Raw genomic sequence first — 22429 nt, 5'->3', positions numbered from 1 at the left:
GCAATGGATGCAAGCATTAGTCCTTCCTCTCCCTCCGCCGGCCTCGGAGCCGAATTGCAGACAGCCTCGCCGGTCCTCTCAGACGCCGGGATCGAGGAACTCGCCCGCGAGCATTTCGGGCTGCATGGCAAGGCGGAATGGCTGTGGGGCGAAAAGGACTCCAACCACCGTCTAACGCTCGAAGATGGTCGGACCGTGCTGGTGAAGGTGCTGAACCCGGGCGAACTGCCCGCGACGACCAGCATGCATTCGCAAGCGCTGCTGCACGTGGCCCGGGTCGATCCCGGCATTCCGGTCCAGCGCATCGTGCCTGCGCTGAACGGCGCGCCCGATATCCGCATTCCCGCCCCCGATGGCGGCACGCGGGCCGTGCGGGTGGTGACGTTCCTGGCCGGCCAGGCACTGAGCACCGCCCGGCACTCCGCAGCCCAGCGGCGCAATATCGGCCTCATGATTGCGCGGATGCAGCAGGCACTGGCGAGTTTCGAGCATCCCTCAAGCGCTCACAAGATCACATGGGACATGACCCACTCGCCGGAATTGCGGGCGGTCTTTGGCTGTTTCGATGACGGCGACGAGCGGGCCCTGCTGGCAGACTGTTTGGACCTTTTCGAAGAACAGGTCCTGCCGCGCCTTTCCCTGTTGCCGGCACAGGTGATCCACAACGACTTCAATTCCGAAAACATCCTGATCGATCCCGCCGACATGAACCGGGTGAGCGGAATCATCGATTTCGGCGACATGGTGCACGCGCCGCGCGCCTTCGACGTGGCGGTTGCCGCCACCTACATTCTCGATAACGAGAGCGAGCCGGTGGATGCGGTGTTCGATATGTTCGACGGGTACGCCGGCGTCGCATCCCTGACGCGGCCCGAGATCGAGAGCCTCTATCCCTGCATGCTGGCGCGACTGGTGATGCGGCTTGCCATCCCGTCGTGGCGGGCAAGCCTCTTCCCCGATCAGGCCGAGCGGCTTCTGCGCAAGCACGGTCTGGTGCGCCGAAGCCTGAACCGCATGCGCGATTTCGGTCAAGCCGCCTTCACCGCACGCTGCGCCGCCATATTCGAATGAGCTCCATGATGACCAAGTCTCAATCGGCCATGATCAACGGTTTCGACGCCGCGACGGCTGCCAGCCTTCCCGAGCATGAACGCGCCCTTGTCGAACGGCGCCAGGCGCTGCTCGGCCCGTCCTATCGGCTTTTCTATAAGGAGCCCCTCCATCTAGTGCGCGGCGAAGGCGTGTGGCTCTACGACCATGACGGCAAGGCCTATCTGGACGCCTACAACAACGTGCCCAGCGTCGGCCATTGCAATCCGCGTGTGACGGAGGCGATCGCCCGCCAGGCGACCGTGCTCAACACGCACACGCGCTATCTCGACGCGGCGCTGCTGGACTATTCGGAGCGGCTGCTCGCAACGTTCCCGGCCGAGCTTTCGCGCGTCATGTACACCTGCACGGGCAGCGAAGCGGTCGATCTGGCGCTGCGCATCGCCTGCTTTGCCACCGGCGGCACCGGCATCATCGTCACCGAGAACGCCTATCACGGCGTGACGCGCGCGGCCGCGGAGATCTCGCCTTCCCTCGGTGAGAACATGCCGCTCGGCCAGCACGTGGTGACCGTACCCGCCCCGGACAGCTATCGTTCGAGCGAGCCGGATATCGGCGCGGCGATGGCACGCGACGTGCGCGCGGCAATCGCGTTCCTCACCCGGCGCGGCATCAAACCGGCTGCCTTCATCGCCGACAGCATCTTCTCCACCGACGGCATCTTCAGCGATCCGGCCGGCTTTCTGAAAGAGACGCGAGCGGCCGTGCGTGCGGCCGGCGCACTCTATATCGCCGACGAGGTGCAGCCCGGATTCGGACGGCTCGGCGACGGCATGTGGGGTTTCATGCGCCATGGCATCGTTCCCGACATCGCCGTCATGGGCAAACCGATGGGCAACGGCATGCCCATCGCGGCAGCGGTGATGAAGCCGGACATCCAGGAGGATTTTGGCCGCAAGATCCGGTATTTTAATACGTTCGGAGCGAACCACGTTTCGATCGCAGCTGCCTCGGCGGTGCTGTCCGTGATCGAGGACGAGCAGTTGATCGACAACGCGAAGCGGTCGGGCGAGGCGATGCTTGCCGGAATGCGGGCTCTGCAGAAGAACGACGAGCGCATCGGTGACGTGCGCGGCCGCGGGCTTTTCGTCGCGCTGGATTTCGTCAAGGACCGGACGACCAGGGAGCCCGACGGTGCACTCGCCTCCGATGTCGTCAACGAGATGCGACGACGCGGGGTTCTGATCAGCGCCTCCGGACCGGCCGGCAACATCCTCAAGATCCGCCCGCCGCTGCCGTTCTCCCGTGAGAATGCGGACCATTTCCTGGATGTTCTAGGCGCCGTCCTGTCGGATCTGCCGTGAGGAGCCCATGCTGAAAGGAGCGCTGAACCCACACATGACGGGGACGTTCGCAACCGCCGCACGCGGCAAGCCGAAGGCCGAACTCGCCTACGACTTCCTGCGCGAGGCCGTGATCACCATGAAACTCCCGCCGGACTCCACTCTTGCGGAGAAGGAACTCTGTGCGCAACTCGACATCTCGCGCACCCCGCTGAGAGAGGCGGTGCTGCGGCTGGCCCAGGAGGGACTGCTCACCGTCGTCCCCGGCGGCGGCACTTACGTGAGCAAGATATCGTTGCGCGGCGTGCTGCAGGGCCACCTCGTGCGATCCAGCATCGAGTTCCGAATCGTGCGGCTGGCCGCACGTGCCTATACGCCGGACTACGACCGGGATTTCGAGCTGCTGCTCTATCTGCAAGCGGATGCCAACCGGCGCGGCGACTACGACCGCGCGCTGCAGGTCGACACCGATTTCCATCGGCTGATGTGCCGTGTCGCGGGCTTTCCCGACATCTGGCAGATCGTTCACAACGCCACCGGCCAACTGGATCGCGTGCGCTACCGCGCCTTCGACAAGACCGGCCTGACGCAGGAGATCGAGGTGGAACACAGGGCCCTTTACGACGCTTTGAAATCCAACGACGGCGACCGGGCGCACGCTTTGCTGCGCAAGCACCTGGACGACATTTCCCACGTCATCGACTTCATGAAATCCAGCGCGCCGGAAGTCCTGCTTCAGGAAGACGACCTCGATCTGGAAGGCCTGCTCATTCCGCTCCCGTGATCGCGCGCCATTGCGCACACCCGCCTTTTGCCCTGTCCATCCTGTCCCCACCGCCCCGTCTTAGACCAACGGTCCGGACCTGCCTGGAGGATCCCAGCATGACGCCCCTTCCCGATATCGATGCCGAACGCCTGTGGTCGGACCTGATGACCATAGGGGCGATCGGCGGGACCGACGGCGGAGGCTCCTGCCGTCCGGCGCTTGGCGACGCGGACCGCGAGGCGCGCGCGCTCTTCCGCTTTTGGGCCAAGGAGGCGGGTCTCTCGGTGACAACCGATGCCATCGGGAACATTTTCGCCCGGCGCGAGGGTACCGATCCGACACTGGCTCCGGTCATGATCGGCAGCCATCTCGACACGCAGATGCCGGGCGGGAAGTTCGACGGTGTTCTGGGCGTGTTGGCGGGGCTGGCGGTCGTGCGAGCCCTCAACGCCGGCGGCATCGCCACGCGCCATCCGATCGAGATCGTTGACTGGACCAACGAGGAAGGGGCCCGTTTCCAGCCCGGCGTCATGGGTTCGGCCGTTTTCGCCGGAACACTCCCCATCGAAGAAGCGCTCTCGCGCACGGATCCAGCTGGCACCGTGCTCGCGCAGGAACTTGTCCGCACGGGCCAGGCGGGGCCCGTAGCGGCCGGCGGCAGGGCCGTCCATAGGTATCTGGAACTCCATATTGAGCAAGGGCCGGAACTGGAGCGCGCCGGCGAACAGATCGCCGCCGTCAGCCGCACCTCTTTCATGTGTTCGGGCTATGTAACCGTGAAAGGTGAAAACGGACATACACAGACGACACCGATGACCGCGCGGCGCAACGCGCTCGCCGGAGCTGCGAAGCTGATCCTCGCCATAGATGAGATCGGTGCTGCGGAAGAGCCCGGCGGCATGGTCAGCGCCTCCACCATCAGCAATTGGCCAAACAATCGGGTGAACATCCCGCACCGCACCGAACTTGCCTATGCTGTGGTGCACATGGAAGAAGAGGGGCGGCGACGGATCATGACACGCATTGAGGAGGCGGCCTCAAAGATAGCGACGGAAACGGGCCTCACGGTGCAGCTTGAGCATCGCCATTTTCGCGAGGCCTTTGAATTTTCGCCCGCGCTGCGACAGAAGGTGCTGGCGATTGCCGACGAACTCGGTCTCGGAGCCCGCGAATTGCCGACGCTCACCGCCCACGACGCGCTTTCCCTTCACAGCCTTTGCCCTACAGCGCTTATCTTTGTGCCGTGCCGGGACGGGATCTCGCACAGCGAGAAGGAATGGTGCACGCCTGAGCATGCGGCCGCGGGGGCCAATGTGCTTCTTCGGCTCGCGGCGGAGGAAGCTGGCTCTGCCTAGGCGGACATTTTGGTTTTTTTCTGGATTGTTTAACGCAAGAAGCCCCCATGCATTTCTGCTTGGGGGCTTTTTTTATAATTTGGTTGCGGGGGCACGCAACGTCTTTTGTTATAACTTGGGATCTGTTTCGGGTTTTACGCCCGGAAGCGATGTCAAGGATGTTCATCACCTCACCGCGTAAGGTGGCGTTGACCTCGCCGCGCTTGTCGCCGGGCTCAAGCATCACTTCGTCGACCAGCGCGCGGAACGCCTCGGCGGCCTGATCGCGCAGTTCGGGATCGGCCAGAGCCTCGCTCAACTGTGTCACCTTGGCCTTGTAGATTTCGGCGATGTTGGGGTGAATGTCCGGGACATCCTCGGGCGCCTGTTCTGTGCGCGCCAGGACATCCGCCTTCTGGCGTTCCAGCTCTTCCATCCGATCCTTCATGGCCGGCTGATACATGCCGTCCTCGATCGCTGCCATGATGCCGACGATGCCGCGTTCAATCTTCTCCAGCGCCTTGCGGTCAAGCTCCGCCTGCGCCCGGCGTTCACGGTTCTGACTGTTGAGCGCTTCAGCATAGGCGCGCACGGCCTTGGCGACCCGCTCGGCCGAAACCAGCCGTTCAGTTAGGCCGGAGAGAATGCGCTGCTCGATGTCATCGCGACGGATGGTATGCCCGTTGTCGCAGGTACCCCGCCGATAACGATTGAGACAGCCATAGCGGTCACGGGTGATGATGCCGTAATTGCCGCCGCAGCAGCCGCATTTGAGCAGGCCCGAGAACAGAAAGGCCGGACGGCGCAGCTCGTTGACGTGTTTCGCACGGTAGGCGCGCACGCCTTTGGTGACATTCTCGAACTGCTTGGCGATTTCCTCCTGCCTCTGCCGCGCCGCCTGCCATAGATCTTCGTCCACGATGCGCAGGTCCGGCACCTCGGTCCTGATCCATTCGGACTCCGGATTGACGCGCGAAACGCGCTTTCCCGTCGCCGGGTTCTTGATGTAACGCAGCCGGTTCCAGACCAGCACACCGGCATAGAGCTCGTTGTTGACGATGCCGGTGCCCCGGCAGACATGGCCGCGAATGGTGGTGTCACCCCAGGCCTTGCCGTTTGGGCCGGGAATGCCATCGCGGTTGAGATCGGCGGCGATAGCCTTGGGGCTCTTGCCGGCGGCGAATTCGCGAAAGATGCGGCGGACGATCTCGGCCTCGGCCTCGTTGATCTTCCGTTCGCCGCGCACCTGCTCGCCGTCGCCGTTGAGCCGCTTCACGACGTCATAGCCGTAGCAGAGGCCGCCGCCCGCCTTTCCCTTCTCGACGCGACCGCGCAGGCCGCGATGGGTCTTGGCGGCGAGGTCTTTCAGGAACAGGGCGTTCATGGTGCCCTTGAGACCGACATGCAGCTCGGAGATCTCGCCCTCGGCAAGCGTGACGAGAGTCACTCCGGCAAACTTGAAATGCTTGTAGAGAATGGCGACATCGGCCTGGTCGCGGCTGATGCGGTCCAGCGCCTCCGCCAGCACGGCTTCGAACTTGCCCGCCTGCGCGTCCTGCAAGAGCGCCTGAATGCCCGGCCGCAGAGTGACGCTCGCGCCCGAAATGGCGGCGTCCTTGTAGGCCCCTACCACTTTCCACTTCTCCCGCGCCGCCTGCTCCCGGCAAATGCGGAACTGATCCTCGATGGAGGAAACGCTCTGATTGTCCGAGGAATAGCGGGCGTATAGCGCGACGCGGGTCATAAGACTTTCCTTTCTCTCAAGGGCGGATTTCACCCGTCCGGTTCCCGCCCCTCTTCCTTTGGCCGGTTTTCGTTGGCTGCCCGCTTCCGCTGCTCCTGCTCCCAGGCCCTGATGTGCTCGCGGGCAATATGGCGGCCGATGGCCCGCGCGATGGTGTCCAGGTGCCGCTCCGCTTCTTCCCCCGCCCTTTGCTCTGGCCCGTTATCGTTCGCCGGGGGCGGTATGACCGCGGTCGCCTGGTCCTCCTTTTCCTTCATGGGCCGAACCTTTCCGGTATTGATGCATACCGGATAAGGATCGCGCAAAAGCAGCCGAATTCTTATGGCCGTTATATACCCTGGTCTTCGCCCACGCCCCCTCTAGGCAAACAGCGCCTTCAGCATTTCTCCCTGCTCGGCATGCTTGGCCGGGTTTTCCGCCTTGAGCCTGCGCAGGTTGAGAAGCTTCCACTGGACGGCGGGGAGCTGTTCCGCCTGAGGCAGGTCGATGAGAGCGAAATTCGGTTCGGCGTTATGAAGCGACATCAGGAATGCCGCTGTGTTGTCGGTCAGACGGCTTCGGACATCTGCGATCAGGCGCGTCCGCGCCGCTTCGAGATCGGACAGCGCGATCTCTTCCCGCGTCATCCCAACGAATTCCTCCGTGTACAGTTCTTCTATCGGGATAGCCGGTGGCGCCAGCAGTTCATGCGGCGGACGGCCTGACGCGCAGACATAGGCCAAGAAGACCCGGAACAAATCGTCCGTCAGCCCCTCATTCTCATAGAGCAGATGGACATCGTAGAGATCGCGCGGATGCTGGCGGTCGAGGGCGGCATGCAGCTTGCCGGCAAAGAGGTCCTCGAAGGCGAGCACCGGCATCTCGGCGAACCCAAAGGCCTCCTCCACCGCGTCCGAAACCCTCATCGGCACCGGCGACAGCACCGTTCCGCGCATGACAGGCGAGGTCTCGATCTTCACACTCGCCGCACCGCGCGAGGCCATGATGCGGGTTTCCAAGTTCCCGCCGCCGGCGATGCGCTGGAGCCGCACATCCCTGTTGCTGCGACCGAATGAGTCGATGATCCGGTCGAGCGTGGCATCGATATGCTGAAGAGAGACGGCGCGATCCTCGATCGGCACATAGGTCAGATCGATATCGACAGACAGGCGCGGCATGTCCCGGTAGAAGAGATTGATGGCCGAGCCGCCTTTGAGCGCAAAGACCTCCTCGGCCGCAATGGCCGGCAGGAGGCGCATCAGCAAGCGGACCTGCTCGACATAGCGTTCACGCATGGCTCACGTCCTCGTCCATGTCCGCAGGCAGAAGCGCCTCAGGCACATAGATCCGGTAGGCCGGGTGCAGTTTTCCGCCCTTCACCAGCGCGCGCGGGCCGGATCCGAGATCGATGGCGCTCTTGTCCAGATGCTTCACCCAGGCATGGGCATGCCGGTCGGCGAACACGAAAAACAGGCGCTTGACCTTGATGCTTCGGCAAGCGCGCAGCAGGGTCATCAGGCGCTTGGGACGCAAGTTCGTCAGACCCTGAAAGATCATGTCCAGATTGTCGAAGGTCGCGTGGGTTGGCAGTTCGTCGAGCGCTTCGAGGATGGCGCGCTCGGGTGACGAAACCTTGAGCGGCCAGCGCCAGGGGCTCACGGTCGGGCCATGTCCCGCCTCCACCCCCGGCGCGCTCTCGAATTGGTGCTCGGCATTCTCGACGCCGGCAAGGTCGTCACCGAACAAGACGCGCGAGCGAACGACGAACTGTGCCTTGCCCGGAAGGCGGGCCAGCCAGGAGGGAACTTCGCCATAGAGATAGACACGCTCCCCGCCGCCAAGCGACAGATAGTGGGCGAGCCCATGGAAGCCGAGCGCGCTCAAGCCACCCAGATGGACGTCATGTTCCATGATCCATTGGATCGACAGCAGCGGGAGTTGCCAGTCGGTCTCCTGTCGGACAAGCGGGCGCCCTGCCTGATCGGCATGGGGCAGCGGGCGGCGGTAGACCCCGCGCACCACCCGCTCCAGCCAGCCCCTCTCGGCATAGTCGTGGATCGACTTGGGATCGATCCCGAAGCGCTTCAGCCATGCTGCATCAACGAAGAAGCCGGGGGGGACCCGCTCCAGGAAGGGCTTCAGCCTTGGTGTTCTTTGATGGCTCATAACCATCAAATTTACATACCATCAAAACGAACGCAATGCAGACTTTCCATTTATCGAGTTTCGATGGCTTACAACCATTAAAAACGGATCATTTCGAAATGACCTGTTGCAGACTGGGGTGGGTGCGACTGCGATGAACGATGCGGACCTTTTGCGAACAATTTCGAACTCGAGCACATCGAAGCCGCTCATCCATCGCGCCTGTGGTTCCATACGAGTTGCGCCCGGTCGCCTTCGTCGGATGGGAACAGGGCGGGGCTGATGGGCTCTGGCAAGCTCGCGCCCCCTACCGACGTTGGCGAGGCGCCAATAGAGGAAGCGAGAGTCATAAGCATAGGAACGTCAACCTAGGACTGTTCGCGAAGACGCTTCAGATTCAGCCAAGGTCTTTCGTAGCAAATGCGGCACCATCCTCACGATCGAGACGAGTAAACAGCTCCAAGGATTTGTTGCAACCTCGGCATGCGCCACAGGCGACTTCGGCTCGGTGGCATGAAAATGTCCAACCCAGTACGTTCCGATCCACGCCTGATTTACGGACCAAATCATCGGTCGTGATGGTCGACGCCGGCGCGCTCAGCCTGAAATCAACAAGCTGAGTCTGGAGGAGACGCTCCATGGCGCTCAAGAAATCGGGGGTACCGTCATTGTGCACTCGATCCGTGAGCACCGTCCCGATGATCAATTCCCGTAAGTCACAGTTCGCCAGCGCCATAGCTGCGACGGTGAGGAGCATCTGATTGCGGAACGGCCAATGCTCGGGAACCCGGCCTGCGGCGGCAGATGGAACGCCGGTCATCTCGCCGGATCCCAAATGGCCAAGCGAGACTTCTATGACTCTGTGAGACATGCCGATCAAAGACGCAATGTGTTTGGCGGCACGGATTTCGCCCGGCGCACAGACCTGCCCATAGTCGATGGTTACAGCAAGATCGGGTCTCGTCATCACCGCAAGGCAGGTGGACTCCACGCCACCCGAAAAAAGAAGCGCTCTCATGCCGACCAGGCTGCCCAAGCGACACGATAGATCGCGCTCGCAAAATCGTCAGTGATCAAACAGTTCTTCGAGCCACGAATCATAGTCTGATCGGCCGGCTTCGGATTCTGCGACAGCACAATAACAGGGATGTTGTGCCGCACTGCCCAACCGATCTCGAAGACAGTGCCGGGATCGCATCCATCAAGAATGGCGAAGACCGCTTTACACTCGCTGAGACCCTTGAGGTCCGTCTCGACAACCCGTTCGATCTCCTTCTGATGCACTTGGTCGTCCGTATAGTCACGGAGAAGTCCAGCCTCGTGGTATGGCGAGAAAAATGAGACGCCGAGACTATTGAGAGAGCGGCACGCCTGTTCCACGAGCCACAACTCGGCCATGGTGAAAAACGGCCCGGCGATGTAGACCTTGGCCTTCTCATCTTTCACCGCAATCGGCTCCAATCCCTTCGTCTCGTCGTCAAGACGGACATTTGGCGCTCGGCTGCTGCAGTAGCGCGCGACGCAGCGGGAAGCCGCATCGGCTGCTTGGTCGGGAGCCATCCCTTGCTCTCCCCAATGAAATGCAAAAGCGGCGCTGAAGATGTCGCCGGACCCAATCTTGTATACGCGATCAGTGCGATACGGCGGTACCGTCCCTCGAAGCGCACCATCGACATAGACCCTGCATCCTTGCGGGCCGGACTTAACGAGGACAACAGCAGCATCTTCCGATTGCTGAATATTTCGGACGGCTTCTGACTCGTCCTCGTCTTTACCAAGTACCCGCACTTCTTGTGCGTTTAAAACGATTGCCAGGGACTTCGCTGTCGACCCGTTAGCTTTGAAAGACACCGGCTTCTTCGGACTTTGAGGATCGAACACCACCTTGTCACCATGGACTATGGCGTCACCCTCCATGAAACCGAAGCGTAGAATGCTCGCCCCTTTCACAACGATGTCGTCGAATTTGGGCAGGTCGCTCGGCCGATATTCAGGCTCCGACAATGGATGGAAATAGGTGAAGGACACCAGAATGTCGGATGCATGAGGATGATGCCGTAGGTGCGGGTTTGATAGAGCGACCGGAACGATCTGTTGCTGGGGCTCGGGGCAATAGTAATGCCAATCGACGTCGGTGCCCGCGGAAGCGATGGCAAACGCGGCACGTCCCCCGGAGCCAAATAACTCGTCGTGCTGTGGCGATACGCAGATCTCGCGGTAGTAGCCCCCGGCAACGATCACCGTTAGACTCGCTCGACGACGACGGTCACCCGCGATCCCGAAATCGCCGTCACCTCCGCTTCATACGCATGTTGTGCAAGACAATTGATCAGGGCGCCGAGTTGGCGCGCTCCGGTAATCGTACCCGCAACCGCTCCCGTCGATTGCGTCAATGCGGCGACGCTCTGAGATTGACCTTGCGTTATGAGCTGGACCGACAGGCGGTCGCCCACGCTGAGTCCTTGGACAACCGAAGCCACCGGCCCGAAAAGATCAGTCTGGAACCGCAGATCACACGGGTCGGGTCCGCTGCCTGTTGAGCCCGACGGCGTCCATCCACCACTCGATCCGCTTCCGCCCATCGTTTCGCCTCTACAGTTTCATCCAGGCCTTTTCGTTGCGCTGCTCACGCCGCCAGTGTCTCTCGCGCCAAATTCGATCCGAAAGTGCGCATATCATACCACATAACACTATCGAGCACCGACGCTCGAACACGCAAGTTTTTGGCAAAATTCAGAAATTTTTCCTCCAAATCAACGTAATCGCGTGGCAGACGGCAATCCCTATCAAACAGATTGAGCAGCCACCCTGCCCGTAGAACATGAATATCTAGAATCGCGATTGAATCGGTGTCCAGCCAATTCCGCGCAATCCAACTGGCAGTCTTTGGTCCTACACCCTCTAAACCCTGAATCTGGTCCCGAAACCTGATTGGGTCGGCTTCATCGAACTCCATCGTCGCAAGACCCGCCATTGCGCGGTGAACCCGGCGGGCCCGCTGCATTGGAAACCGGTAGCGGTGGGGCCGCCCACAGATCGCCGCAGGTTCGTCGAGCATAGCGAAGAGATCGGTTTCTGAAACGATAATGCCCGGTTCGAAGACGCCATTGATCCGCAAGCGTTCGAAGAATGCGGTGGCAACCTCAAATGTCACACCGAAGCCGCCCAGCAGGCAGAACCCAACTTCTTCCTCAAGGGTGCCATGGTGGTTTACGAAATCTATGTCGGTGGGGTCTGCGGTGACGCAACGCATGGCCCAATACGCAGGCGTGAGCAATTCGTCCTCCCGGCCAAACCTTATACCCGGCATGACCTCCTCATCAGGATGGGACAATGCCAACAGCCTGTACTGAGCGATGTGTTCCACTCTCTGCTCACACATTTCATCTCGCCAAATGCATTTACGCATATTATATGCTTTCTTTATGAGTGCAAGCGAATGGAACAGCGGCGATTATCCTAAGCGTTTGAGGCGGGCGCGGCAGAAGGCTGGGCTGACTCAGGCGGAGCTCGCCAACCGCCTTGGCACCAAGCAATTCAACATTTCACGCATAGAAGGCGGGCAGAGGCCTAGAAAACCTCTGTTTTCTCGCATCACCGCTTTCATCGAAGACACCGAGCGTCCTCCGGCAAAGGCCCAAGACCAGATCGTGTCGGCCATTGCGCACTCAGACGAACTCAAGGCGCTTATCGCCCGCATCGTGGCCGAATTATAATGCATTTTTTATGCATACCACACAAGATGATCCAGGATTGAAACGTGCTGCTTTATCCTAGCGTTTGTATGACTGCCCTTCGCAGGGGGCTCGCGAAAGCCATCGCCATCTGAGGTCTTTTGCGCACGATTTCGGAATCGAGCAAATCAGAGCGACTCATCCGTCGCGCCGCCTGTTCCAGACGAGTTGCGCCCGATCCCCCTCCTCGGAGGGGAACAAGGCGGCGGTGAAGGGCTCCGAAAGGCTCGGGTCGTCGAGACGGACGCGGAGATAGTATTTCGGGTGATCGCCCGTCGTCCGGGCATCCCAGGCGTCACCGATGCGGGCGTTGCCGACGAGGACGCGGAATGCCGGGGCGTTGTCGTGGGTACGGTCGTCATTGGGGACGAGCCGAACCTTGGCGTCGATGGTGAGCGTGCGGATTGAACCGGTCCAGCCGCCGTCATTGGACAAAGTGAAGCTGCCGATTTGCATGGGTCACTCCTCGAACTGCGATGGGGATGAGACAGCGGGCGACGCCGCTTCGGTATCGCCTGCGCGGGCCGAGCGGGCGCGGCGGGCCGGTCTGTCGGTGTCCGTTTCCGGCAACCCATCCTTGCGCGCCTTGGCGAAGGCGCGGTCGCTGTCGAGGAAGACCTCCAGCATGAAGGGAATGAGCTCGGCGACGGATTCGGCCTCACCGTAGGTGGCGCGATAGAGGGCGGCATAGTCCCGGAGCGCCTGATTGAGGTCGGCGCCGACGGTGATGGTGATCTTCGCCGGCGTGCGGTCGGGCAGTTTTCCGAGTTTCAAATTGGCCATGATCGGTCCTTTCAGCCCTGGTAGGGGCGCAACACGATGTCCCTGTGGACGACGATCCTGAGCGGCCAGCCGGGACGGACGGTGATGGTTGGCTGGATGTTCAGGTTCTTCTCGGTGATGCGCTGGCCGGCCCGGTTGACGTTCTGCTGAGTGGACTCGCGAATGGCCCGGACCAGGTCGCTCTCGTCGCTGCCCAGGCTCGTTTCCGTGCCGACGCCGAGCAGGGTGGCGAGCGCGATGCCCTTGATGAGCCGCCAGGTGTGGTAGTCAACCTCGTCCTCGAGCCCGGCATAGCCGGCGGTGTCGGTGGCGGGCAGATTGTCGATCTCGATCGAGGAGCCGTCGGGCAGGATGATGCGCTGCCAGACAAGCAGCGCACGGGACTGGCCGAAGGCAATCACGCTGTCATAGGTGCCGATCAGGCGCGAACCCTGCGGGATGAGCAGCGTGCGGCCGGTCACCGTGTCGTAGACGTTCTCGGTCACCTGGGCGACGACGAGGCCCGGCAGGTCGGAATTGATGCCGGTGATCAGGCTCGCGGCGATCACACTGCCGGCCATCACCTGATAGGGCGAGACCGGCGTCTGCAGAGCATGGGGATTGTAGATGCCGCCGCCGTCGCGCTGATTCAGAAAATCCAGTTTGCGCTGCTGGTTGTTCTGGTCGCGCTCCGGGTCGAGCGCCAGGCGGTTGGCATCGGGCGAACCGGTCTCCGTCGCTGCCATTTGCTGGGACTGGCCCGTCACTGCCGGCGCGTCCTGCCGCGGCCGGTTCTCGATACGGAAGAAGACGCCGGCCTCCTTCGCCTGAATGGCCTGTTGGGCGAGGCGCTGCTCCTCGGCGGACAATTCCGATCCTCCCTGCGCAATCCCAAGCTGCCGCTGGCGTTCAAGGATCGGCCGGCCGAGATCGCCCGGCAGCGGCGGACCGAGTTGCGGCATTTCCGGCTTAACCTGGCTGTAATCGCCGGGCAGCGCGGCAAGGCCGTCCGGGGTCGGTTTGCGTTCGGTGTTGTAGAGCTCCTCGGCCTGGTCCTGAATGCGAAGGGCCGGGCCTTGCAGCGCTATCATGGTCACCCCGAGGATGGCGCCAGAGCCGAGCGCGGCCACGCCGATGACAAGACCGCGTCTGAAACGCACGACACGGCGCGGCGCAGCGCGCAGGTCCAGCTTGCCGGGATCGCGCTTGGACGAACCGGAAGGTTTTGGCGTGGGTGCGGCGGTATCCGTCATAGCCCCTCCCCCCTACCGGCCCGTGCGCGAAAACAGCGCGGTGCGCCGTGGTGTCCCGTCGGTTCGGGAGATCCGCACCACCTGCTGCGGCTTGGCGCCGAGGCGTAGCTCGGCGGCGGCGAAGAGGCGGTCGACGATGTAGTAGTTGCCGCGCATGCGGTAGTTGACGAGGTCGCTGCCACCGTCGGCGCCGACGACGAAAAGCGGCGGCGCTTCGCCCTGGTCGATGCGGCGGGGGAACTCGATATAGACCTTGTGGCCGTCGTCGAAGGCGCGCAGCGGTTTCCAGGGCGGGTTGTCGCCGGTGATGGCGTACCGGAAGCGGATGTTCTCGAGCGCGACATTGGAAGCCACCGGCAAGGCCGCCTCGGCGGCCGCGTTCTGCCGGCGCAGGGCAAGAAGCTGATCGGACGGATAGGTCCAGGAGATCGCGGCCATGGCGGTCTTCTCGGTGCTCTCCAGTTGCAGGTGATAGGCGCGGCGGTCGGTGGTGATGACGAGATTGGTCTTGAGGCCCGGCGCGAAGGGCTTGACCAGCACATGAGTGCGCTCGCTGTCGCCCGTGCCGCTCACGGTGTCGCCGATCACCCAGCGCACCGTATCGCCGGCAGAGACGGAAGTGAGTTTCTCGCCCGGCTGCAGGGCGATGTCGCTCACCCGCTCGGGCGCCGCATAAAGGCGATAGAGCGCCCCTTCCGTATAGGGATAGACCTGGATGGCGTTGACATAGCCGTATTTCGTCGGCTCCTGCGTCGCCGCCTTATTGGCGTCCTCGACCCGCTGGGTCGGCGGGCGCTTGTCCTCGGTCACCTCGCCGGGCTCTGGCTGAAGCTGGCCCGGCAATGGCAGAACCTTCGGCACTTCGACGATCTTCACCGGCTCGGCCGGTTCCCTTTCGATGACGGCCGGCTTGAAGTCGTCGGAGTCGTAGCTGATCGCCGGCGGCAAAGGCTTTGTGGCGCAGGCGGACAAGGCCAGCGCCGAAACGGATATGACCAACAGACTTCTCATTCTACGGACTCCTTGGACAATGAAGGCGCGGCGGCGTCGAGTTCGCGCGACCAGTCGATGGCGTTGACGAAGACGCCGAGGGGGTTCTTGCGGAGCTGCTCGGCGGTACGCGGGGTCTGGATCACGACCGTCAGGATCGCGGTCCAGCGTTCGGTTCGGGCGAGGCTGCCGCGCTCGAAGACCTGCTCGGTCCACTTGACCTGGAAGGAGGCGTCGGAGGCCCGTACCACGCTCGTCACCTGGACCGAGACGCTGCGGGTGCCGATCGCGCTAAAGGGATCATTCTTCTTGGCGTGATCGTTCAGGAACAGCGCCGCGCGGTCGGTGGCGAAATCGTATGCGGAAAGCCAGTTCTGGCGCACCAGCACCGGATCGGTGGAAACCGAACGGACGTTGGTGATGAAGCGGGCGAGGTGCCAGGCGATCTGGGCGTCGGCCGGCTGGTAATTCTGGATCGCCGGCGCGACGGCGCGGGTTTCGCCGAACTTGTCGACCTCGACCACATAGGGCGTGACACGGCTTTGCAGCGACTGCCAGAGCAATCCGCCGGAAAGACCGACAGAAAGCGCCAAGCAGCCGAAGGCCATGAGCCGCCAGTTTCTCGCCTGGACGCGGGCGGAGCCGATGCGCTCGTCCCAGAGCTGGGCGGCCTTCTGATAGGGAGTGACGGGCTCTGGCGTCGTGCCGTATCGCTGAATCGGTCGTCGGAAGAACATGGGTCAGTCGTCCTTGTCATTGAGGGAGGGATTGGCGCCGTTGCCGGGTCGGTCACCGTCCTTGATGGCTTGGGTGGCGGTGTGCCGATGGGCGCGCGCCGTCTGCTCGGAGCGCAGGCGATTTGCCCAATCAGGCGCGGCGTTGGCGGGGGCGCTCGCCGATGCGGCAGCTGCTTCCGACATGGCGGCGGTCGGCGTGCCGCCGGTGGCAGTCCAGGCGCCACGGCGTCCGGCATCGGCGCTTTCTTTCAGAGAGGAGGTGGCGCGACCCGCGACTTGGCGTGCGGCGTTTGTGGCGGCTCCGCCGGCAGCGCGCGTCATGCCACCGACACCGGCCGCGACGCCTGACATGCCGGATGCACCCGAGGTCGCCTGCCCCAGTTGGTAGGCGGAGGATGCCGCAGCCCCCATCGCCGTGCCCGCACGGATGGCGGAAAGACCGCCGCCAGCGGCCATGCGCGCGCCGGCAAGCGCCGCGCCACCGGCGAGCATGGTCGCGCCCACTGCAGCGCCCGTTGCACCGAGGGCGGCACCGGCGCCGAGCTGTGGCGCGCCGGAAACAAGGCCGGAAGCGATGCCGGGGCCGAAGATGCCGAGACCGAGCAGCGCAAGGGCGCCCAGCACCTGCGACATGGCGGCGGCAAGGTCCGGTTCCTGACCCTGAAGACCGCCCGCGAAGGAGGCGAACAGTGTCGAGCCGATGCCGACGATGACGGCGAGGACCATCACCTTGATGCCGGAGGAAATCACGTTGCCGAGAACCCGTTCGGCGAGGAACGACGTCTTGTTCCAGAGCGCGAAGGGCACCAGGACGAAGCCGGCGAGCGTCGTCAGTTTGAACTCGAGCACCGTGATGAAGAGCTGGATCGCCAGGATGAAGAAGGCGATGAGGACGAGGAACCAGGCCAGCAGGAGAACGAAGACAGTGAGCGCGTTGCCGAAGATTTCCGGGAAGCCGACGAGATTGCCGACCTGATCGATGAGCGGATACGCCGCCTCATAGCCGGTTGCGGCAATCTTGCCGGGTTTGAGCAGATCGTCGGCGGCGAGCGTGCCGGGCGCGGCCTGTATGCCGAGACCGGAGAAGGATCTGTAGATGATCTCGGCAAGGTTCTGGAAGTTGTTGAGGATCAGCGCGAAGACGCCTACATAGAGCACCTTCCGGATGAGGCGCCCGATGATGTTGTCCTCGCCACCCAGCGCCCAGAACAGGCCCGCCAGCGTGATGTCGATGCCGATCAGGATGGTGGTTAGGAAGGCGACGTCACCCGATAGGAGCCCGAAGCCGCTGTCGATATAGCGGCCGAAGGTCTCCATGAACCGGTCGATAATGCCGAGATCATTCATCGCGCGTCGCCTCCCCGCCCGTCAGTTCCCGGAATAGGCGGAGCCGGACCCGAGGAACCTGCGCGTGGTCTCGCGCGCCGCTTCTTCCGATTGCGCCTTGCGCGCGGCGTCTTCGGCCTCGGCGCGGTAATGGGCGGCCATCAGCGTCTGGATCTGCATCTGCTGCTTGGCCGAGAGGGCAATGAGCTGGTTGGCGGCCTGCTGCGCCTGCAGCGCCCCGACGGCGCCCTGGCTTCGATTGACGAGATCGGTGAGCAGCCCTTCGTCGGCGCGCACATTCTCGACGATCTGCGATTGCACCCGCATGGTTTGGCGGAAAGCGTTCATGGCATTCTGCCAGCGCTCGCGCGCGGCGTTCGCCATGTCGTTCACACCAATAGAAGCATCGTAGCTATCGGGGTATTGCTGCCGCCACTGACCTTCGAGTTGGCTGAGGTCGAAGCTGAGGCCGTCGGCCTGCATCATCAGCCCGTCGATGCGGTTCAGCGCCCCCTGGAGTTGTCCGAGCGAGGAGAAGTCCAGCCGCTGAAGGTTCTTTGCCATGTTCTGCAACATGACCGCCTGGTTCTGGATCTGCTGGATCTGGTTGTTGATCTGCTCCAGGGCGCGCGCCGCCTGCAGGACATTCTGACCGTAGTTGGTGGCATCGAAGACCGGCCAGGCAGCATGGCCCGCCTGCGGCAGGCCGATAGCGAGAGATGCGGCGACAAGCGCCGCGAGAGGCATGCGTTTCATGGTGTTGGCTCCTGTGTTTGGGGAGAGAACTGGCCGATGATGTCAGCGGCCCAATCGAGGCCGCGCGCCTTCAGGAATTCGACTGCGAAGGCCTCCCGGCCATGCTCGTCCAGGATCGTATCGATGAGGGTCTGGGAGGCTGGATCGGAGGCGCCACAGAGCGCCAGCGCCACGGGGCCGAGGCCCAGCTCGAACAGCCGGTTGCCGCGGCGCGATTGCAGGTAGTAGTGCCGTTTTGGCGTTGCCCGCGCGATCAGTTCGATCTGCCGCTCGTTGAGGCCGAAGCGCTCATAAGCCGCCCGTGCCTGGGGTTCGATGGCCCGGTCGTTGGGAAGAAAAATGCGCTGCGGGCAGGACTCGATGATGGCGGGCGCGATGGAGCTGTCGGCCACGTCCGCCAGCGACTGCGTCGCGAAGATCACCGACACGCTCTTCTTGCGCAGGACCTTCAGCCATTCGCGGATGCGGGCGGCGAAGAGCGGATTGTCGAGATAGACCCAGGCCTCGTCGAGAATGAGCAGCGTGGGACGCCCGTCGAACCTCTCCTCCAGACGGCGGAAGAGGTAGGTCAGCACCGGCAGGACGACGCCGGCCTCATGCATCAGCTCCTCGGTCTCGAAGCACTGGACGTTGGACAGCGCCAGCCGATCGTCGGCGGCGTCGAGCAGCCGGCCGAAGGGGCCGTCGAGCGTATAGGTCTGGAGCGCCGCTTTCAGTGCGTTCGCCTGGACGAGGACGGACAGGCCGGTGAGCGTGCGCTCCTCAGCCGGCGCGGTGGCGAGGTTGCCCAGCGCCGACCAAACGGCCTCCTTCACTTCCGGGGTAACGGTGACATTCTCATGGGCGAGCAGCGCGCCGATCCATTCCGCCGCCCAGCTTCGCGTCGCCGGATCGTCGATGTCGCGGAGCGGCTGGAAGGCGAGCGCGTTCGTGATGTCATCAGCGGCGGCCCCGAGCGCATGATGCTCCCCACCCATGGCGAGCACGGCGGCGCGCGCCGAATTGCCCTTGTCGAAGATGTAGACCTGAGAGCCGGCATAGCGCCGGAATTGCAGTGCGATCAGCGACAAGAGCACCGACTTGCCTGCGCCGGTCGGACCCACGATCAGCATGTGGCCCACATCGCCCACATGGGTGGAGAGGCGGAACGGTGTGGAGCCGCTGGTTTCCGCATAGAGTAGCGGCGGACATTCTGTCTGAGTGACCTTGGCGAGATGGGCGTTGTGCGCCGGTCCGGCCCACACCGCCGAGAGCGGCATGAGATGGGCGAGGTTCAGGGTGTGGACGAGCGGCTGCCGGACATTGGCGTAGACATGGCCCGGCAGTGAACCGAGCCAGGCTTCGACGGCATTCACCGTTTCCCGAGTGCAGGTGAAGCCGAGGCCGTTGACGATGCGCTCGACGGCGCGGGCCTTTTCCTCCGCTGCCTCCCGGTCCTCGTCCCAGACGGTGATGCTCGTCGTCAAATAACCGAAACCGACATGATCACTGCCGAGCGCCTGCAATGCGGCGTCGGCATCGAGCGCCTTGTTGTCGGCGTCGCTGTCGACCAGTGCGGCAGGCTCGTTGGTCAGCACCTCGCGCAGGATGGCGGTGATCGACTTGCGTTTGGCGAACCACTGCCGGCGCAGCCGCGTGAGCACCTTCGTCGCCACGGTCTTGTCGAGGGGCAAGAAGCGTGTGCCCCAGCGATAGGCAAAATCCTGATGGTTCAGTGCATCGAGGATGCCGGGGCGGGTCGCGTTCGGAAAGCCGAGGATCGTCAGCGTCCGCAAATGCCAGTCGCCGAGCATCGGCTCCAGGCCGCCGGTCAGCGGCGTGTCGACCAGCACGCCGTCGAGATACATCGGCGTTTCGGGCACGGCGACGAGATGGCGCTTCGTCGAAATGACCCCGTGCAGAAAGGTCAGCGTCTCGGCATCGTCGAGCGCGCGGATCTCGGGCAGGAAGCCGCTAAGCAAGTCCAGAACCCGCTCGGTCTCGTCCCGGAACCGGGCCAGCTCCTGCCGCCAGTTCCGGGCGCCGCCGTCCCCTTCCCCCTTCCGGCCGGAATCCAGCAGCGCATTCTCGGTGCGGGCCTGCGCGTCGGGCGGCGGCATACATAGAAGAGTAAGGTGATAGCGGCTCTCGAAGTGACGGCCTTGCCTGCCTTCCTCGAAGGCGGCGCGGCGTTCCTCGTCGACGATCCACGAAGCCGCGTCCGGAAAATTGGACCGCGGGTAATCCTGCGCCTCAAGCCGCTCCGCCTCGAAGAAGAGCGCCCAGCCGGAGCCAAGGCGCTTCAGCGCATTGTTGGCCCGTGCGCAGAGCCCGACCAGTTCGGCCTCCGTCGCGCTTTCGAGATCGGGGCCGCGAAAGCGGAAGCTGCGCTGGAAACTGCCGTCCTTGTTGAGGACTATGCCGGGCTCGATCAGCGCCGCCCAGGGCAGCAGATCGGCAAGCCGGTCGGCCCCATTGCGATATTCGGCCAGATTCAGCATCGCCACCACCCCCTTTGACGCAGGTGGCGGGCGAGCACCGGCAGGAAGTCCGGATCGCGCCGGGCCGCAAACACCGCCAAGGTGTGCCCGGCGACGAACAGGCCGAGCCCGGCGATCCACTGCTGGAGACCGAGGCCGATGGCGGCCGCGAGCGTGCCGTTGAGGATGGCGACCGCGCGCGGCGCGCCGCCGAGCAGGATCGGCTCGGTCAGCGCGCGATGGACCGGGATTTCGAAGCCCTCGATGTGGCGAGCAGCATCCATCAGACGAGCGCCCCGCCGCCGAAGGAGAAGAAGGAGAGGAAGAAGCTCGACGCCGCGAAGGCGATGCTGAGGCCGAAGACGATCTGGATCAGCCGCCGGAAGCCGCCCGAGGTCTCGCCGAAGGCCAGCGTCAGGCCGGTGATTATGATGATGATCACCGCGACGATCTTGGCCACCGGCCCCTGAACCGATTCCAGGATGCGCTGGAGCGGTTCTTCCCACGGCATGCCGGAGCCCGCCGCATAGGCCGGGGCCGTGAGCAGAAACGTGAGGGCGGTAGCCGACAGAAATCGGAGCTTTTTGCGCATGCGATGTCCTTTCATGAGAGCGATTGCAGTTGGGGCATGGAAAGCGTGGTCACCGCGTAATCGCCGTTGGCGTCGAGGCCGGTGACTTCGGCGATGGTCTCGATGCGGCGGGATGAGCCGCGCCCGGCGATGAACACCACGAGATCGATCGCCTCCGCGATCAGGCGACGCGGGATGACGGTGACACTCTCCTGGACGAGCTGCTCGATCCGGTAGAGGGCGGCGTGGGCGGAATTGGCATGCACGGTGGCGATGCCGCCGGGATGACCGGTGTTCCACGCCTTGAGCATGTCGAGCGCTTCGGCGCCCCGAACTTCGCCGACGATGATCCGGTCGGGGCGCAGGCGCATCGTCGAGCGGACGAGATCGGCCAGGGAGACGACGCCCTGCCGTGTGCGCAGCGCGACACAGTCCGCCGCCGCGCATTGCAGCTCGCGCGTATCCTCGATGAGGATGACCCGTTCGTCGCAATTCGCGATCTCGGCCAGCAGCGCATTGGCGAGTGTGGTCTTGCCCGAGGAGGTGCCGCCGGCGACCAGGATGTTTTTCCGCTCCCGCACCGCCTGCCTGAGGGCTTCGGCCTGGATCGGGACCATGATCTGGGCACGGACGTAGTCGGCTAGGGTGAAGATCTTCGCGGCGGGCTTGCGGATGGCGAAGCACGGCGCCAATGCGACCGGGGGCAGCACGCCCTCGAAGCGCTCTCCCGATGGCAGTTCGGCGCTGACAATTGGATTGTCCGCATGCACCACGGCGCGGACATGGGAAGCGACCAGGCGGATGATCCGCTCGGTTTCGGAGGGGTGAACACGCAGGCCGGCATCGCTGCGTCCCTCGCCGAGACGGTCGATCCAGAGCCTGCCGTCGGGGTTGACCATCACCTCGATCACGGCGGCATCGCCAAGGGCCTCGTTAATCGTCGGCCCCATCGCCGTCTTCAGCATGGCGCGGCGGCGTTCCTCGGCAGTCGTGCTCATGGGTTTTCCTCCTCGTCCCTAGGGCCGAGCGAGCGCTTGCCGCCGGCGATCTGGCGGCCGACCTGCTCGACGAATTTCTGGTAACGCTCCTGCGCGACCGCCTGCGTCGCCTTGTCCGGGATCGGCGTGTGCGCGTTGAAGGTGAGATAGAGCCGCACGAAGAAGGCGAGGCTCTCGGTCAGGACATCGATGTCGCGCCGGATGAGGTTGTTCTCGCGTGTCAGCCGGTCGAGGCGGATCCTCAACGCCTCATCGAGCGCATGGGCACCGCGGTGACGGATGTAATGGCGGATCGCGTCGGTGATGATGGCCGACTTGGAGGCGCCGGGCTTGGCCGCCAGCGCTTCCAACTCGGCGCTCGTCTCCTCGTCGATGTAGATGTTGTGGCGCGGCTTCATGCAGTGTTGCCCTGACAGTCTTGAAAAAGTCAGGACAAGGATCGCCGGATCCGCCGGAATCTCTTACGGCCTTTATGTACGATG

23 protein-coding genes and 1 pseudogene are annotated in these 22429 nt (G+C 63.5%); 5 read left to right on the top strand and 19 right to left on the bottom strand.

What is annotated here, in order from left to right; genetic code table 11:
- Positions 1-54: 54 nt before the first annotated feature.
- The 4 genes and pseudogenes from V2L18_RS06250 to V2L18_RS06235 all read left to right on the top strand — a co-directional run.
- Positions 55-1071, top strand: a complete 1017-nt coding sequence (locus V2L18_RS06250) for a phosphotransferase (protein ID WP_336177081.1) — start codon at positions 55-57, stop codon at positions 1069-1071.
- Between the two features lie 29 nt (positions 1072-1100).
- The gene (locus tag V2L18_RS06245) at positions 1101-2414 is read left to right on the top strand and encodes an aspartate aminotransferase family protein (RefSeq protein ID WP_336177710.1); all 1314 of its coding nucleotides are present in this window, start codon (positions 1101-1103) and stop codon (positions 2412-2414) included.
- Between the two features lie 34 nt (positions 2415-2448).
- Positions 2449-3177 (top strand): GntR family transcriptional regulator, encoded by a 729-nt coding sequence (locus V2L18_RS06240; protein WP_336177080.1) that lies wholly within the window; start codon positions 2449-2451, stop codon positions 3175-3177.
- A gap of 98 nt (positions 3178-3275) precedes the next feature.
- Positions 3276-4433 (top strand): annotated as a pseudogene (locus V2L18_RS06235) (Zn-dependent hydrolase); the annotation flags it as partial.
- On the opposite strand, the gene V2L18_RS06230 reads toward V2L18_RS06235, so the two are convergent.
- The 7 genes from V2L18_RS06230 to V2L18_RS06200 all read right to left on the bottom strand — a co-directional run bounded on the left by V2L18_RS06230 (position 4390) and on the right by V2L18_RS06200 (position 11728).
- Positions 4390-6237 carry a recombinase family protein gene (locus tag V2L18_RS06230; RefSeq protein WP_336177079.1) on the bottom strand — a complete coding sequence of 616 codons (1848 nt, stop codon included), beginning with the start codon at positions 6235-6237 and terminating at the stop codon, positions 4390-4392. The pseudogene V2L18_RS06235 and the gene V2L18_RS06230 overlap by 44 nt on opposite strands.
- Before the next feature lie 29 nt (positions 6238-6266).
- Positions 6267-6494, bottom strand: coding sequence for a hypothetical protein (locus tag V2L18_RS06225; RefSeq protein ID WP_336177078.1), 228 nt, complete (start codon positions 6492-6494; stop codon positions 6267-6269).
- A gap of 102 nt (positions 6495-6596) precedes the next feature.
- Positions 6597-7511: a nucleotidyl transferase AbiEii/AbiGii toxin family protein gene (locus V2L18_RS06220; RefSeq protein ID WP_336177077.1), complete on the bottom strand. Its 915-nt coding sequence runs from the start codon at positions 7509-7511 to the stop codon at positions 6597-6599.
- Complete coding sequence (locus V2L18_RS06215) at positions 7504-8382, bottom strand: type IV toxin-antitoxin system AbiEi family antitoxin domain-containing protein (RefSeq protein ID WP_336177076.1); 879 nt, start codon at positions 8380-8382, stop codon at positions 7504-7506. Before V2L18_RS06215 ends, V2L18_RS06220 begins: the two co-directional genes overlap by 8 nt.
- 376 nt (positions 8383-8758) lie before the next feature.
- Positions 8759-9397, bottom strand: coding sequence for a 7-cyano-7-deazaguanine synthase (locus V2L18_RS06210; RefSeq protein ID WP_336177075.1), 639 nt, complete (start codon positions 9395-9397; stop codon positions 8759-8761).
- Positions 9376-10602, bottom strand: coding sequence for a PfkB family carbohydrate kinase (locus V2L18_RS06205; protein WP_336177074.1), 1227 nt, complete (start codon positions 10600-10602; stop codon positions 9376-9378). Before V2L18_RS06205 ends, V2L18_RS06210 begins: the two co-directional genes overlap by 22 nt.
- Before the next feature lie 385 nt (positions 10603-10987).
- A complete protein-coding gene (locus V2L18_RS06200; RefSeq protein WP_336177072.1) occupies positions 10988-11728 on the bottom strand; it encodes a hypothetical protein in 741 nt (246 codons plus the stop codon).
- Between the two features lie 58 nt (positions 11729-11786).
- Here V2L18_RS06200 and V2L18_RS06195 point away from each other — a divergent pair, with 58 nt between their 5' ends.
- Positions 11787-12077 carry a helix-turn-helix domain-containing protein gene (locus tag V2L18_RS06195; RefSeq protein WP_336177071.1) on the top strand — a complete coding sequence of 97 codons (291 nt, stop codon included), beginning with the start codon at positions 11787-11789 and terminating at the stop codon, positions 12075-12077.
- A 156-nt stretch (positions 12078-12233) separates the two neighbouring features.
- Here V2L18_RS06195 and V2L18_RS06190 read toward each other — a convergent pair whose 3' ends face one another.
- From V2L18_RS06190 to V2L18_RS06135, 12 genes are read right to left on the bottom strand one after another with little or no spacing between them, the layout of a single operon-like run.
- Positions 12234-12551: a DUF736 family protein gene (locus V2L18_RS06190; protein WP_336177069.1), complete on the bottom strand. Its 318-nt coding sequence runs from the start codon at positions 12549-12551 to the stop codon at positions 12234-12236.
- 3 nt (positions 12552-12554) lie between these two features.
- Complete coding sequence (locus tag V2L18_RS06185; RefSeq protein WP_336177068.1) at positions 12555-12878, bottom strand: DUF2274 domain-containing protein; 324 nt, start codon at positions 12876-12878, stop codon at positions 12555-12557.
- Between the two features lie 11 nt (positions 12879-12889).
- Entirely contained in the window at positions 12890-14110 is a 1221-nt protein-coding gene (locus V2L18_RS06180) for a TrbI/VirB10 family protein (protein WP_336177066.1), read from the bottom strand.
- Between the two features lie 12 nt (positions 14111-14122).
- Positions 14123-15121 carry a P-type conjugative transfer protein TrbG gene (gene trbG, locus V2L18_RS06175; RefSeq protein WP_336177064.1) on the bottom strand — a complete coding sequence of 333 codons (999 nt, stop codon included), beginning with the start codon at positions 15119-15121 and terminating at the stop codon, positions 14123-14125.
- Entirely contained in the window at positions 15118-15837 is a 720-nt protein-coding gene (gene trbF, locus V2L18_RS06170; RefSeq protein ID WP_336177063.1) for a conjugal transfer protein TrbF, read from the bottom strand. The genes trbG and trbF overlap by 4 nt, the downstream gene beginning before the upstream one ends.
- 3 nt (positions 15838-15840) lie before the next feature.
- Positions 15841-17184: a P-type conjugative transfer protein TrbL gene (trbL, locus tag V2L18_RS06165; RefSeq protein ID WP_336177061.1), complete on the bottom strand. Its 1344-nt coding sequence runs from the start codon at positions 17182-17184 to the stop codon at positions 15841-15843.
- Between the two features lie 21 nt (positions 17185-17205).
- Positions 17206-17919 (bottom strand): P-type conjugative transfer protein TrbJ, encoded by a 714-nt coding sequence (gene trbJ / locus V2L18_RS06160; RefSeq protein ID WP_336177060.1) that lies wholly within the window; start codon positions 17917-17919, stop codon positions 17206-17208.
- On the bottom strand, positions 17916-20399 hold the full coding sequence (gene trbE, locus V2L18_RS06155; protein ID WP_336177059.1) for a conjugal transfer protein TrbE: 2484 nt from the start codon (positions 20397-20399) through the stop codon (positions 17916-17918). The genes trbJ and trbE overlap by 4 nt, the downstream gene beginning before the upstream one ends.
- The gene (locus V2L18_RS06150; protein WP_336177058.1) at positions 20393-20662 is read right to left on the bottom strand and encodes a VirB3 family type IV secretion system protein; all 270 of its coding nucleotides are present in this window, start codon (positions 20660-20662) and stop codon (positions 20393-20395) included. Before V2L18_RS06150 ends, trbE begins: the two co-directional genes overlap by 7 nt.
- Complete coding sequence (locus V2L18_RS06145) at positions 20662-20970, bottom strand: TrbC/VirB2 family protein (RefSeq protein WP_085126703.1); 309 nt, start codon at positions 20968-20970, stop codon at positions 20662-20664. Before V2L18_RS06145 ends, V2L18_RS06150 begins: the two co-directional genes overlap by 1 nt.
- Positions 20971-20981: 11 nt before the next feature.
- Complete coding sequence (gene trbB / locus V2L18_RS06140) at positions 20982-21947, bottom strand: P-type conjugative transfer ATPase TrbB (protein ID WP_336177056.1); 966 nt, start codon at positions 21945-21947, stop codon at positions 20982-20984.
- Positions 21944-22345 carry a CopG family transcriptional regulator gene (locus V2L18_RS06135; protein ID WP_336177055.1) on the bottom strand — a complete coding sequence of 134 codons (402 nt, stop codon included), beginning with the start codon at positions 22343-22345 and terminating at the stop codon, positions 21944-21946. Before V2L18_RS06135 ends, trbB begins: the two co-directional genes overlap by 4 nt.
- Positions 22346-22429: the final 84 nt, after the last annotated feature.

Source organism: Breoghania sp. JC706 (assembly GCF_037026715.1).
Classification (GTDB): Bacteria; Pseudomonadota; Alphaproteobacteria; order Rhizobiales; family Stappiaceae; genus Breoghania.
The sequence above is the reverse complement of the archived record's forward strand: the minus strand, read 5'-3'. Positions and strand labels throughout refer to the sequence as shown.